This window comes from Pseudomonas sp. LAIL14HWK12:I7 (genome assembly GCF_000483465.1).
GTDB lineage: Bacteria > Pseudomonadota > Gammaproteobacteria > Pseudomonadales > Pseudomonadaceae > Aquipseudomonas > Aquipseudomonas kermanshahensis.
In genome coordinates this window covers 95,799-109,410 of sequence record NZ_AXYZ01000022.1, presented here as the reverse complement: position 1 = coordinate 109,410, position 13,612 = coordinate 95,799, and the positions used below count along the sequence as shown (strand labels likewise).

Here is a 13,612-nt window from a genome sequence, read left to right as displayed (position 1 = left end):
GGTCGGCCAGAGCGCGGTTCATCGTTCAACCCCAACAGCCCCAACTTAGAGAAACGCTGTCGCCATCGTGACACCACATCCTTACTGGTACCCAAGCGCTGAGCGATGTCATTTCCTGACTCGCCTGCGGCACAGGCGAGGATTATCTCCGCGCGCAATCGAGCGTCCTGAGCGCCTTTACGGAGCTTGATGCGGCGTAGCAGCTCTGACTTTTCAGTTTCGGAAAGGATAATGACGGTTGCTGGTCGACCCATGTCGATGCCCTTGGATAGTGAGCTTCTACAGAGCCTAGCTCAGATTTTCAGCGGTACTTCTGAAACACCAGACTAGCAACAGGTTGATCTGACATGCTCAGCACGCATTTCCAAGTGCCTATCGATCAGGCATTACCTGACCCTGCATAAGCCTACTCAACCCAGGAGAACGCTTATGCTGACTCACCGACAACGCTCGTTCATCGCCACCGTCGAGGCCGTGAACGGTAGCTTCAATTTCCTTGATGAACTGCTGGGCAGACCAGCCGAGATCGGCGGCACTTCTACCTCCTCCCCGCAAAAACCAACGATGGCTGGCATTGCCCACGCGGGATGGGCCGGCCGCTTTTTCCGCCACACCGTGATAACCACCCGTGGAAACCGAGGAAGCCGGGAACCTATCTATGTGCAGAATCCCACGCCAGTTGTAAAACCGGTTGAACCCAGCAAGCGCGATGAATCGAATTACCTTGGCTATGTTGCTGAGGCAGTCGATGTCGCGCCGCTGCACCTTTACTTTCGCAGCGTGGAAAAGGGCTACCGGTTGTTCGTTCGGTCTTCGGTTCGCTACGCACGCGCACTTTACATCCATAAGGAAAATTGCGTATGCGCCTTACCCTCCCCCTTCGATAACACCTACCCAACGCTCTTCGAGTTGCTGGATTGCGACAACATACCCATCACTTTCGCCAGCCTTGAAGACCAGGCAATTGTGCGTCTGGCCCCAGCAGGCCGGCAAACGCCCTTGATGTTGCGCACGTTCAAAGGTGTGCCTTACACCTATGTTTGCACGCAAGGCCAGTCTCCTCTTGAGTTGCGCCTGAATATTCTGGAAAGAAACGCCGCGTACCTGAACGACCCTGATGAAGTTTGATCTCCAGGCGTAAGGCCCTGACACGGCTATGCCAATGTCAGGGCCCCTACAGCCGCTTCAACTGCAAACCATCAGCGCCTGGCCAACATCCTCAAGCAGGTCCTCCACATCCTCAAGCCCCACCGACAAACGCACCAACCCCTCCGATATCCCGTGATGCGCCCGCTCCTTCGGCGTATAGCTGGAATGGGTCATGCTCGCCGGATGCTGCGCCAGCGACTCGGCATCGCCCAGGCTCACCGCCCGCGCGAACAGCTGCAGGGCATTCATAAAGCGCCGCCCGGCTTCGATGCCACCCTTGAGCTCAAAGGCGATCATGCCACCCGGCAGGCGCATCTGCCGCTGAGCGAGTTCGTACTGGGCAAACGAGGGCAGCCCTGGGTAGTGGATAAACTCGACCTGCGGCTGGCGCGCGATAAACTCCGCCACCTGCTGCGCGTTGGCGCAATGGCGGTCCATGCGCAGGGCCAGGGTCTTGATACCGCGCATCAACAGCGAAGCATCATGGGGCGACAGCACCGCGCCCGTCATGTCTTTGAGGCCTTCCAGGCGTATCCGGTCGATCAGCGCCTTGCGCCCCACCACCAGCCCTGCGGTGAGATCACCATGGCCGCTCAAGTACTTGGTGGCCGAATGCACCACCAGGTCGGCTCCCATTTCCAGGGGCCGCTGCAAATAAGGCGTGCAGTAGGTGTTGTCGACCACGATATGCAAATCATGCCCACGCGCGGCGTCAGCCACCGCCGCGATATCGACCAGTTGCATGTTGGGGTTGGCGGGTGTTTCGAAGTAGATCATCCGTGTTTTGCTGGTGATCGCCGCCTTGAGTGCCTTAGTGTCGTTAAGGTCGACGTGACGGATTTTCACCCCGAACTCGCCAATGCCATGGTGCAGGAAGGCGAAGGTGCAGCCGTACAACGTGCGCCCGACAATTAGCTCATCACCCGGCCGTAGTAGGGTCCAGATCGTCGAGGTGATGGCCCCCATCCCAGAAGCCAGCGCCAGCCCGGCCTCGCCCCCTTCCAACGACGCCATGCGCTGTTCCAGCAAGGCCAGCGTCGGGTTGGAAATACGGCTGTAGAAGTGCCCCGCTTCCTCCCCTGCAAAGCAGGCAGCGCCATATTCAACGGTGGGGAAGGCATAGGTCGCTGTTTGATACACCGGCGGCACGAGGGCGCCCCCGTGGGAAAGCGGTTCATAACCATGGTGGATGGCCCGTGTGGAAAAACCGGTGTTGTTATGGGAGTCGCGCATGGCAACAGCCTCTGGTGGTTTGTTATAAGCTTATGCCACCGAGCTGCCTGAGTTTTTCCAAAATAGCCCACGCAATCGAGCACTTTTTGGAACAAAAACAACAATTATTCGATCAGGAGGGCAAATCATGCCTTCGAGCCTCGACCGCACCGACCGCGCCCTGCTCGCTGCCCTGCAGGACAACGCCCGCCTTACCGTCTCCGAACTTGCCGACCAGGTAGCGCTGACTACCTCGCCTTGCTGGCGGCGGGTCAAATTGCTGGAAGATAACGGCTATATCACCGGGTACCAGGCCATTCTTTCCCCTAAGTCATTGGGGTTTGGCGTCACCGCTTTTGTCAGCATCATGATGGATTCGCATACCAAAGACATGGCCTTGGCCTTTGAGAAGCGGTTGATGGAAATACCCGAAATCGTTGCCTGCCATAATATTTCCGGGCGCTATGACTTCTTGCTGGAAATACTGGCGCGGGACCTTGAATCGTTTGGGGAATTCACCCGGGAAGTGCTGCAGCGGTTGCCGGGAGTTAAAGAAATTTATTCGAGCTTTTCGTACAAGGCAGTCAAAGAGAGGCGCGTGATTCCTGTGTCGGAAAAGCACATCTGAGTCAGCGCTACCCGTTGCAAATGCACGCTAAACAGGTGCCACAAAAAACCCCGCCGAAGCGGGGTTTTTCATGCAGCCTCAGCGCTTAGATCGCGCCACGCTGACGCAGCACATCCAGCACTTGCTTCACGCCTTCGTCGACACTGGTGTTCTGGGTATCGATCACCAGGTCAGCGTCCAGCGGCACATCGAACGGGAAGCTTTCACCCGGGATGTTGTCGCCACCGGCAGCATACAGGCCCTGCGGGTCGCGCTCGCGGCAGGCGATTGGCGAGGCCTGGACGTAAACGGTCACCAGGCGCTCCTTGCCGATCAGCGCCTTGGCCTGTTCGCGGCCTTCGGCATCCGGGGCGACGAAGGCGGCCAGGGTCAGCATGCCGGCTTCGTTGAACTGGCGCGCCACATGGGCGGCGCGGCGCCAGTTCTCGGTGCGGCCGGCGCGGTCCTGTGGCAGGCCCTTGTTCAGGTCGTGGCGCAGGTTCTGGCCATCGAGCACGTACACTGCACGGCCCATGTCGAACAGCTTGCGCTCCACGGCGTAGGCCAAGGTGCTCTTGCCAGCGCCAGACAGGCCGCTGAACAGCACGGTAGCCGGCTGCTGACCGAAGCGCAGGGCGCGCTCTTCAGTGGACACGTGAGCCTGCTTGCCATGCTGGCCGGTGCTGCCGTGCGGCAGCACTGGCTGTGCGATGATCATGCCGGCGCCAACGGTGCCGTTGGTCAGGCGGTCGATGACGATGAACGCACCGGTGGTGCGGTTGCTGTCATAGCCGTCCAGTGCGATGGCGCTGTCCAGGGACACCTTGACGCGACCGATCTCGTTCAGCTGCAGCGCGCTGGCCGCATCCTTTTCGAGGGTGTTCACATCGACCTTGTGAGTGATGCTGGCGATCGAACCCGGCACATAGCTGGTGGCACGCTTGATGTCGTATTTCTTGCCGGGGAGCATGGGCTCTTCGGCCATCCACACCAGCATCGCGTCGAACTGGTCGGTCACCGGCGGGACGTTGTCGGCATGCACCAGCAGGTCGCCACGGGAGATGTCGATTTCGTCTTCCATGGTCAGGGTCACGGCCTGGCCTGGGCCGGCGTTTTCCAGCTCACCTTCGTAGGTGACGATGGACTTGACCCGGCTGCTCTTGCCAGACGGCAGCACGACGATTTCGTCGCCCTTGTGCACCACGCCACTGGCGAGGGTGCCGGCAAAGCCGCGGAAGTTCAGGTTCGGACGGTTGACGTACTGCACCGGGAAGCGCAGGTCGGTGAAGTTGCGGTCGGCCGCGACTTCCACGGTCTCGAGGATTTCCATCAGCGCAGGGCCGGTGTACCACGGCGAACGCTCGCTGCGGTTGACCACGTTGTCGCCCTTGAGCGCCGACATCGGCACGAAGTGCAGGCTGCTCGGCGTCAGGTTGATGGCATCGGCGAACTTCAGGTAGTCGGCCTTGATTTCTTCGAACACGCCTTCGTCGAACCCTTTGAGGTCCATCTTGTTGACGGCGACGACGATGTGCTTGATGCCCAGCAACGAGGCGATGTAGCTGTGACGACGGGTCTGGGTCTGCACGCCGTAGCGGGCATCGACCAGGATGATCGCCAGGTCACAGGTGGATGCACCGGTGGCCATGTTACGGGTGTACTGCTCGTGGCCCGGGGTGTCGGCAATGATGAACTTGCGCTTGGCGGTGGAGAAGTAGCGGTAGGCGACATCGATGGTGATGCCCTGCTCGCGCTCGGCCTGCAGGCCGTCGACCAGCAGCGCCAGGTCGACTTCTTCGCCGGTGGTACCGGACTTCTTCGAATCACGGGTGATGGCTTCGAGGTGGTCCTCGTAGATCATCTTCGAGTCGTGCAGCAGGCGCCCGATCAGGGTGCTCTTGCCGTCGTCGACGTTGCCGCAGGTCAGGAAACGCAGCAGTTCCTTGCGCTCGTGCTGGGCCAGGTAGGCGAGGATGTCCTCGCTGATCAGATCAGATTGGTGCGACATGGAGTAACCCTGAAATTAGAAGTAGCCTTGGCGTTTCTTGTCTTCCATGGAGCCGGCGCCATCGTGGTCGATGACACGGCCCTGGCGTTCGGACGTACGGGTCAGGAGCATTTCCTGAATGATGTCCGTCAGGGTCTCGGCTTCGGACTCGACAGCACCCGTCAACGGGTAGCAACCGAGGGTACGGAAACGCACCTTCTTCTTGACGATGCGGGCCTTTTCTTCCTCGGAGAGGTGCTCGAGGATGCGCTCGTCGTCGATCATGATCAGGGTGCCGTTCTTCTCGATGACTTCACGCTCGGCGGCGAAGTACAGCGGCACGATCGGGATGCCTTCGAGGTAGATGTACTGCCAGATGTCCAGCTCGGTCCAGTTCGACAGCGGGAAGACGCGGATCGACTCGCCCTTGTTGACCTTGCCGTTGTACACGTTCCACAGCTCGGGGCGCTGGTTCTTCGGGTCCCAACGGTGCTTGCTGTCGCGGAACGAGTAGACGCGTTCCTTGGCGCGCGACTTCTCTTCGTCGCGGCGGGCACCACCGAAGGCGGCGTCGAAACCATGCTTGTCCAGCGCCTGCTTGAGGCCCTGGGTCTTCATGATGTCGGTGTGCTTGGAGCTGCCATGGGTGAAGGGGTTGATGCCCTGCGCCACACCCTCAGGGTTGACGTGGGTGATCAGCTCCAGGCCCATTTCCTCGACCATCTTGTCGCGGAAGCTGTACATCTCCTGGAATTTCCACTGGGTGTCGACGTGCATCACCGGGAACGGCAGCTTGCCCGGGAAGAAGGCCTTGCGCGCCAGGTGCAGCATCACGGCGGAATCCTTGCCGATCGAGTACAGCATCACCGGGTTGTCGAACTCGGCGGCCACCTCGCGGATGATGTGGATGCTCTCCGCCTCCAGCTGTTTCAAGTGCGTCAGTTTGTCGACCATGGCTACTCACGAAAAACGATCTTATGGACGGCCTGCGGGCCGTGTTCGAGCGAGCCACTTTATCACAGCGGCTGATTCTATTTAGGAGGCGGGCTAGATCGAAACAATCTAACGATATGACTGGGGGTTTGGGCTCTGGCTACCCACCACCGGTCGTTGTAGGGGCAGCCTTGTGCTGCGAAGAGGCCAGTGGTGGCACTTTACCTGTACCGGCCTCTTCGCAGCGCAAGGCTGCTCCTACAGGGGCTGTGGGCGATCCGGAAGGGTTAGATCGGGTTCGGGCAATCGATGAACAGATGCTCGACGGCGAAGCGCCGGGCCAGGTAGTCGCCCAGGGCCTGCACGCCATAGCGCTCGGTGGCATGGTGCCCGGCGGCGATGAAGCTGACGCCGTTTTCGCGAGCACTGTGGAAGGTCTGTTCCGACGCCTCGCCACTGATGAACAGGTCCACCCCTGCGGCAATCGCGGTATCGATATACCCCTGCCCGCCCCCGGTGCACCAGCCCACGCGGCGGATCATCTGCTCGCCTTCAACCAGCAACGGCTCACGCCCCATCACCTCTTGCACCCGCCGGGCAAAATCCCGTGCAGTCATCGGCTCGGCCAGCGAACCGACCAAGCCAACCACTTTCGGGTTTTCTGGGTCCAGCGGCCCCTCGACGGTGATATCCAACTGGCGCGCCAGCTGCACGTTGTTGCCCACCTCCGGGTGTACATCCAGCGGCAGGTGGAACGCCAGCAGGCTGATGTCGTGCTTGAGCAGGGTTTTCAAACGACGCTGCTTGATCCCCGTGATGCACGGGTTCTCGCCCTTCCAGAAGTAGCCATGGTGCACCAGCACCAGGTCGGCCTCGGCCTCGACCGCAGCATCCAGCAACGCTTGGCTGGCCGTGACACCGCTGACAATGCGGCTGACCTGCGGGCGGCCCTCGACCTGCAGCCCGTTGGGGCAATAATCCTGGATCTTCGCACTGCCCAGGTAGCGCTCGGCTTCCTCGACCAAGGTGTTCAGAGCGACGGCCATGAAAATCTCCTCGAAATCTGCGTTTTTGCCGGGTTCAACACCCGTATACTGGCCGCCATTATGAGCCGTCGCCGGCCTTGGGGAAACCGGCGTCAGCCGCCTGGGTGCAGGCCAGACAAGCCTTCGCCGATCAGCGGTTTCAGGTGTATGATCGCGCGCGCTCGCGCCCCGTGGCGCTGCTATCTGGCTCCCGCCCTACTCCCAGGATTCGTTCATGTTCAAGGCTCTGCGTTACTTTGGCTGGCCCCTGCTCACCGGTGTGTTGATCGCCATGCTGATCATCCAGCGCTTCCCGCAATGGGTCGGCCTGCCCAGCCAGGACGTCAACCTGCAGCAGGCCCCGCAAACCACCCGGATCATGCAGGGCCCGGTGTCGTATGCCGACGCCGTGACCCTGGCCGCACCGGCGGTGGTCAACCTGTACACCACCAAGGTGGTCAACAAGAGCGCCCATCCGCTGTTCGAAGACCCGCAGTTCCGCCGCTTCTTTGGCGACAACCTGCCCAAGCAGAAGCGCTGGGAGTCGAGCCTGGGCTCGGCGGTAATCATGAGCCCCGAGGGCTACCTGCTGACCAACAACCACGTCACCAGTGGCGCCGACCAGATCGTGGTAGCGCTCAAGGATGGCCGCGAAACCTTGGCGCGGGTGATCGGCAGCGACCCGGAAACCGACCTGGCGGTGCTGAAGATCGACTTGAAGAGCCTGCCGGCCATCACCATCGGCCGCTCCGACAACATCCACATTGGTGATGTCTCGTTGGCCATCGGCAACCCCTTTGGCGTCGGCCAGACCGTGACCATGGGCATCATCAGTGCCACCGGCCGTAACCAGCTGGGCCTGAACAACTACGAAGACTTCATCCAGACCGACGCGGCGATCAACCCGGGCAACTCCGGCGGTGCACTGGTCGATGCCAACGGCAACCTGATCGGCATCAACACGGCCATTTTCTCCAAGTCCGGCGGCTCTCAGGGCATTGGTTTCGCCATCCCGGTGAAGCTGGCGCTGGAGGTGATGAAGTCGATCGTCGAACATGGCCAGGTGATCCGTGGCTGGCTGGGCATCGAAGTGCAGCCGCTGAGCCAGGAACTGGCTGAGTCGTTCGGTATGCAGAATCGCCCAGGCATCGTCGTGGCGGGGATCTTCCGCGAAGGGCCGGCGCAAAAAGCCGGGCTGCAGCTGGGTGACGTGATCATGAGCATCAACGGCGAGCCGGCGGGTGACGGGCGCAAGTCGATGAACCAGGTGGCGCGGATCAAGCCCAACGAGAAGATCACCATCGAGGTGATGCGCAATGGGCAGCAGCTGAAGCTGGTCGCCGAGGTGGGGCTGCGGCCGCCGCCTGCTCCGGCGACGACGCAGGAAGAGAAGTAACACTGGGGCTGCTTTGCAGCCCATTCGCAGCACAAGGCTGCTCCTACCAGGCAATGCGATCCCCCTGTAGGAGCAGCCTTGTGCTGCGAATGGGCCGCAAAGCGGCCCCACCAGCATCAATGCAAAATCTGGCTCAAGAACAACTTGGTCCGATCACTGCGCGGCCGGTCGAAGAAATCATCCGGCGCCGCCTGCTCCACAATCTCCCCCTTGTCCATGAAGATCACCCGGTTCGCCACGGTGCGGGCAAAGCCCATCTCGTGGGTGACACAGAGCATGGTCATGCCGTCCTCGGCCAGGCCCACCATGGTATCGAGCACTTCCTTGACCATCTCTGGGTCGAGCGCCGACGTCGGCTCGTCGAACAGCATGATCTTCGGTTTCATGCACAGCGCCCGGGCAATCGCCACACGCTGCTGTTGGCCGCCCGACAACTGCCCCGGGTACTTGTGCGCCTGCTCAGGGATACGCACCCGCTCCAGATAATGCATGGCGATTTCCTCGGCCTTGCGCCGCGGCATCTTGCGCACCCACATCGGCGCCAGTGTGCAGTTTTCCAGAATGCTCAGGTGCGGGAACAGGTTGAAGTGCTGGAACACCATGCCCACCTCACGGCGGATCGCCTCGATCTGCTTGAGGTCGTTGGTCAGTTCGACGCCATCGACGACGATGCGCCCCTGCTGGTGCTCTTCAAGCCGGTTCAGGCAGCGGATGGTGGTCGACTTGCCCGACCCGGATGGCCCGCACAGCACGATGCGCTCGCCCTGGCGCACATTCAGGTTGATGTCCTTGAGCACATGGAACTGGCCGTACCATTTGTTCACACCCTGCATCTGGATGATGCCTTCGGGGCCAGCAGGCTGCTTGATCGCTTCACTCATTTCGAAACTCCTAACGCTTGTGGCCAGTGTCCAGCTTGCGCTCCAGGTGCATGGAGTAGCGGGACATACCGAAACAGAAAATCCAGAAAACCAGCGCAGCGAACACGTAGCCCTCGGTGGCCATGCCCAGCCAGGCCGGGTCGGCCGCCGCTTGCTTGACGCTGTTGAGCAGGTCGAACAGGCCGATGATGATGACCAGGCTGGTGTCCTTGAACAGGGCAATGAAGGTGTTGACGATGCCGGGGATCACCAGCTTCAGCGCCTGGGGCAGAATCACCAGGCCCATCGCACGCCAGTAGCCCAGGCCCATGGCCGCAGCCGCTTCGTATTGCCCCTTGGGGATAGCCTGCAGGCCACCGCGCACCACCTCGGCGATGTACGCCGACTGGAACAGGATCACGCCGATCATCGCCCGCAGCAGCTTGTCGAAGCTCATGCCTTCAGGCAGGAACAGCGGTAGCATCACCGAGGACATGAACAGCACGGTGATCAACGGTACGCCGCGCCAGAACTCGATGAAGGTCACGCAGACCACTTTCACCGCCGGCATCCGCGAACGCCGCCCCAATGCCAGCAGGATGCCCAGCGGCAACGCACCGACGATACCCACGGTGGCGATCACCAGGGTCAGCATCAGCCCGCCCCACTGGCTAGTCGGCACGCTTTCCAGGCCCAGGTAGCCGCCATGCAGCAGGGTGTAGGCGAGAACCGGGTACAGCACCAGGAAGCCCAGACCATACACGGCCTTGCGCGGGAAGCGCTTGATGAACAGCGGCGCGGCGCCGAGCACGGCCAGCCACACGGTCAGGTCCACGCGCCAGCGCAGTTCCGTCGGGTAGTAGCCGTACATGAACTGGCCAAAGCGCTGCTGCACGAACACCCAGCAGGCGCCCTCCTTGGTGCAGTCTGCGCGGGTGGTGCCGACCCAGTTGGCATCGATCAGCGCCCATTGCAGCAAAGGCGGTACGATCAGCCACACCAAATAAAGGGCGAACAGGGTTAGCAGGGTATTGAGCCAGCTGGAGAACAGGTTGGCACGCATCCATGCGAGCACGCCGACGGTCTTCACCGGTGGCGGCATGTCAGGTTTGAAAACGTGAGCATTCACGGGCGTATCCTCACCGCTCGATCAGCGCAATGCGCTTGTTGTACCAGTTCATCAGCAGCGAAATGCTGATGCTGATGGCGAGATAGACACTCATGGTGATGGCAATCACCTCGATGGCCTGGCCGGTCTGGTTGAGCACCGTACCGGCGAACAGCGAGACCATCTCTGGGTAGCCGATACCGGCCGCCAGCGACGAGTTCTTCGCCAGGTTCAGGTACTGGCTGGTCAGCGGCGGAATGATCACCCGCAGTGCCTGGGGGATGATCACCTTGCGCAGGGTCGGGCCCTCGCGCAGGCCCAGCGAACGCGCAGCTTCAGTTTGGCCATGGCTGACCGAACGGATGCCGGAACGCACGATTTCGGCAATGAACGCCGCTGTATAGATCGTCAGCGCCAGGGTCAATGCCAGCAGTTCCGGGATCAGCACCCAGCCACCGACGAAGTTGAAGCCCTTCAACTGCGGCACTTCCCAGTGCACGGGGCTGCCGAACAGCAGCACGCAGAGGCCAGGGATGGCAATGAACAGCGCCAGCCCCACCCAAAACTTGTGAAACGGCTCACCGGTCTCGTTGAAGCGTTTGTTGGCAACACGCACCATCACCACAATGGCCGCGATCGCCAGCGCCAGGGCAATGACAAACGGCCAGAAGCCATCGGCCATCGAGGCGCCGGGCATGTTCAGGCCACGGTTGCTGATGAAGAACAGCTCGTTGATGTTGATGCTGCCCCGCGGCCCTGGCAGGGTCAGGAACACCGCGAAATACCAGAACAGAATCTGCAGCAAAGGCGGAATGTTGCGGAAGGTCTCCACATACACGGTCGCCAGCTTGTTGATCATCCAGTTCGGTGACAGCCGTGCCACCCCGATGATGAACCCCAAAACGGTCGCCAGGATGACGCCGATGAACGTCACCAGCAGCGTGTTGAGCAGGCCGATGACGAACACCCGCGCGTAGCTGTCGGATTCCACATAAGGGATCAGGTGCTGGGCGATGCCGAAGCCGGCACTGCGGTCGAGAAAGTCGAAGCCCGAGGTGATGCCCCGGTGTTGCAGGTTGGTTTGCGTGTTGTGGAACAGGTACCAGCCCAGGCCCACCACGAAGACGATCGTGAGAACCTGGAACAACCACGCGCGCACACGCGGATCGTTCAGGGATAGCCCCTTTTGTGCGCCGATTCGATTTTGCATGAAGTGCCCCGGACAGTAGGGATTCGAACAGCCTGCGGCGGCGGGATGCCGCCGCAGGGTGCAGCCATCAGCGCACAGGTGGCGCGTACTGGATGCCGCCGTTGTTCCACAGGGCGTTCATGCCACGGTCGATCTTCAAGTCAGTGCTCTGGCCCAGGTTCTTCTCGAACACTTCGCCATAGTTGCCCACTTGCTTGACGATCTGGACTACCCAATCTTTGGGCAGCTTGAGGTCTTTGCCGTACTCGCCATCCGCACCCAGCAGGCGGGCGTTGTCCGGGTTCTTGGTGGATTTGGCCTCAGCCTCGACGTTCTTCGACGTGATGCCGGCCTCTTCGGCGTTGAGCATGGCGAACAGGGTCCACTTGACGATGCTGAACCATTCTTCGTCGCCCTTGCGCACCACCGGGCCCAGGGGTTCCTTGGAGATGGTTTCCGGCAGCACCACGTAGTCGGTCGGCGCGGCCAGCTTGGAACGCTGGGCGAACAGCTGCGACTTGTCCGAGGTCAGCACGTCGCAACGGCCGGACTCCAGCGACTTGGCGCTTTCGTCGGAGGTGTCGAAGGTGATCGGGGTGTACTTCAGGTTATTGGCGCGGAAGTAGTCGGAAACGTTCAGTTCGGTGGTGGTACCGGCCTGGATGCAGATGGTCGCGCCATCGAGCTCTTTGGCACTGGAAACCCCCAGCTTCTTGTTGACCAGGAAGCCGACGCCGTCATAGTAGGTGACACCGGCGAACACCAGGCCCATGCCGGCATCGCGCGAGCTGGTCCAGGTGGTGTTGCGCGACAGCACGTCGACTTCGCCAGACTGCAGCGCAGTGAAGCGTTCCTTGGCGTTGAGCTGGCTGAACTTGACCTTGGTCGCATCGCCGAACACGGCGGCAGCGACGGCGCGGCAGACATCGGCGTCGATACCGACGATCTTGCCTTGCGCATCAGGTACCGAGAAGCCTGGCAGACCGTCGCTCACGCCACACTGGACGAAGCCCTTCTTCTTTACCGCATCAAGCGTGGCGCCGGCCTGGGCGGTTGTCACAGCGCCCAGCGCAGCGGCAGCGGTCAGGACTGCCAGGGTGGTTTTCAACATCTTCATTCACAACCTCCAAATCGCTCTTGTTGTACCGAGCCGGAATTGCACCGCACCCTTTTGAGGCGTATCCGACCCGTGTTGGCTTGTTATTGGGTCAATGGCGCAATGGGCTGTTCTATGACAGCCTTCACGTGCAAAGGGTGTTACCGTCACGGCCTGACCCTTGCATCGGATGATTCATAGCAAAGGGCGTACCACAGTTGACGGCTAAAGCGTTTAAGCGCTCGTCAAGTAGGGAAAGTTGTATCGTTGCGACATTCTTTTTCCGACAATCATTTGCAGCGCCTTCTTTTTACGCACACGAAAACAAGACACGCACACTTTCGGAGCAGTCATGACCAACCCGCTGATTCTCGAACCGCAGAAAACCGCCGACGCCTGTGTGATCTGGTTGCACGGCCTGGGCGCCGACCGTTACGACTTCCTACCGGTTGCCGAATTCATGCAGGAACGACTGCTCAGTACCCGGTTCATCATGCCCCAGGCCCCTACCCGCCCAGTCACCATCAATGGCGGCTATGCCATGCCCAGCTGGTATGACATCAAGGCCATGACCCCGGCGCGCGCCATCGATGAGGCGCAACTGGAGGAATCGGCCGAACAGGTGATCGCCCTGATCAAGGCCGAACAGGCCAAGGGCATCAATCTGTCGCGGATTTTCCTGGCCGGTTTCTCCCAAGGTGGCGCTGTGGTGCTGCACACTGCCTATATAAAGTGGCAAGAAGCCTTGGGCGGGGTGATCGCGCTGTCCACCTACGCGCCCACCTTCAACGATGCCCACGAGCTCAGCGCCTGCCAGCAACGCACCCCGGCCCTGTGCCTGCATGGCGTGCACGACCCGGTGGTGATCCCTTCGATGGGGCGCACGGCCTTCGAATACCTGAATACTTGGGGTGTTGCCGCCCAATGGCACGAATACCCGATGGAGCATGAAGTGGCCATCAACGAACTGAGCGACATCCACGGCTGGTTGAGCCAGCAATTGCAATAAGCCAGGCTCGCCCGTCGTTGTAGGTGTATTCCGCTACGCCG

At 60.9% G+C, this 13,612-nt stretch carries 13 protein-coding genes; 4 read left to right on the top strand and 9 right to left on the bottom strand.

Annotated elements, in window-relative coordinates:
- A partial coding sequence (locus D886_RS27945; RefSeq protein ID WP_155951447.1) for a helix-turn-helix domain-containing protein occupies nucleotides 1–254 on the bottom strand: 254 nt, incomplete at its 3' end.
- 175 nt (nucleotides 255–429) lie between these two features.
- Between D886_RS27945 and D886_RS0118500 the strand changes: the two genes are divergently transcribed.
- The gene (locus D886_RS0118500) at nucleotides 430–1,128 is read left to right on the top strand and encodes a hypothetical protein (protein WP_027595328.1); all 699 of its coding nucleotides are present in this window, start codon (nucleotides 430–432) and stop codon (nucleotides 1,126–1,128) included.
- Nucleotides 1,129–1,185: 57 nt separating this feature from the next.
- On the opposite strand, the gene D886_RS0118495 is transcribed toward D886_RS0118500, so the two are convergent.
- Nucleotides 1,186–2,382 (bottom strand): methionine gamma-lyase, encoded by a 1,197-nt coding sequence (locus D886_RS0118495; RefSeq protein ID WP_027595327.1) that lies wholly within the window; start codon nucleotides 2,380–2,382, stop codon nucleotides 1,186–1,188.
- Nucleotides 2,383–2,509: 127 nt separating this feature from the next.
- Between D886_RS0118495 and D886_RS0118490 the strand changes: the two genes are divergently transcribed.
- Nucleotides 2,510–2,989 carry an Lrp/AsnC family transcriptional regulator gene (locus tag D886_RS0118490; RefSeq protein ID WP_027595326.1) on the top strand — a complete coding sequence of 160 codons (480 nt, stop codon included), beginning with the start codon at nucleotides 2,510–2,512 and terminating at the stop codon, nucleotides 2,987–2,989.
- Nucleotides 2,990–3,074: 85 nt separating this feature from the next.
- Here D886_RS0118490 and cysN read toward each other — a convergent pair whose 3' ends face one another.
- The 3 genes from cysN to D886_RS0118475 all read right to left on the bottom strand — a co-directional run bounded on the left by cysN (nucleotide 3,075) and on the right by D886_RS0118475 (nucleotide 6,934).
- Nucleotides 3,075–4,976: a sulfate adenylyltransferase subunit CysN gene (gene cysN / locus D886_RS0118485; protein WP_027595325.1), complete on the bottom strand. Its 1,902-nt coding sequence runs from the start codon at nucleotides 4,974–4,976 to the stop codon at nucleotides 3,075–3,077.
- A 15-nt stretch (nucleotides 4,977–4,991) separates the two neighbouring features.
- A complete protein-coding gene (gene cysD, locus D886_RS0118480) occupies nucleotides 4,992–5,909 on the bottom strand; it encodes a sulfate adenylyltransferase subunit CysD (protein ID WP_003251799.1) in 918 nt (305 codons plus the stop codon).
- A 266-nt stretch (nucleotides 5,910–6,175) separates the two neighbouring features.
- Nucleotides 6,176–6,934: a Nif3-like dinuclear metal center hexameric protein gene (locus tag D886_RS0118475; RefSeq protein WP_027595324.1), complete on the bottom strand. Its 759-nt coding sequence runs from the start codon at nucleotides 6,932–6,934 to the stop codon at nucleotides 6,176–6,178.
- 214 nt (nucleotides 6,935–7,148) lie between these two features.
- Here D886_RS0118475 and algW point away from each other — a divergent pair, with 214 nt between their 5' ends.
- On the top strand, nucleotides 7,149–8,309 hold the full coding sequence (algW, locus tag D886_RS0118470; protein ID WP_027595323.1) for a Do family serine endopeptidase AlgW: 1,161 nt from the start codon (nucleotides 7,149–7,151) through the stop codon (nucleotides 8,307–8,309).
- A 116-nt stretch (nucleotides 8,310–8,425) separates the two neighbouring features.
- On the opposite strand, the gene D886_RS0118465 is transcribed toward algW, so the two are convergent.
- From D886_RS0118465 to D886_RS0118450, 4 genes are all read right to left on the bottom strand, one after another.
- Nucleotides 8,426–9,190 (bottom strand): amino acid ABC transporter ATP-binding protein, encoded by a 765-nt coding sequence (locus D886_RS0118465; protein ID WP_003251792.1) that lies wholly within the window; start codon nucleotides 9,188–9,190, stop codon nucleotides 8,426–8,428.
- 10 nt (nucleotides 9,191–9,200) lie between these two features.
- Complete coding sequence (locus tag D886_RS0118460) at nucleotides 9,201–10,298, bottom strand: amino acid ABC transporter permease (protein ID WP_027595322.1); 1,098 nt, start codon at nucleotides 10,296–10,298, stop codon at nucleotides 9,201–9,203.
- Nucleotides 10,299–10,308: 10 nt separating this feature from the next.
- Complete coding sequence (locus tag D886_RS0118455; protein ID WP_027595321.1) at nucleotides 10,309–11,487, bottom strand: amino acid ABC transporter permease; 1,179 nt, start codon at nucleotides 11,485–11,487, stop codon at nucleotides 10,309–10,311.
- A 67-nt stretch (nucleotides 11,488–11,554) separates the two neighbouring features.
- A complete protein-coding gene (locus D886_RS0118450; protein WP_027595320.1) occupies nucleotides 11,555–12,583 on the bottom strand; it encodes an amino acid ABC transporter substrate-binding protein in 1,029 nt (342 codons plus the stop codon).
- Nucleotides 12,584–12,914: 331 nt separating this feature from the next.
- Here D886_RS0118450 and D886_RS0118445 point away from each other — a divergent pair, with 331 nt between their 5' ends.
- The gene (locus tag D886_RS0118445; protein WP_027595319.1) at nucleotides 12,915–13,571 is read left to right on the top strand and encodes an alpha/beta hydrolase; all 657 of its coding nucleotides are present in this window, start codon (nucleotides 12,915–12,917) and stop codon (nucleotides 13,569–13,571) included.
- Nucleotides 13,572–13,612 lie beyond the last annotated feature (41 nt).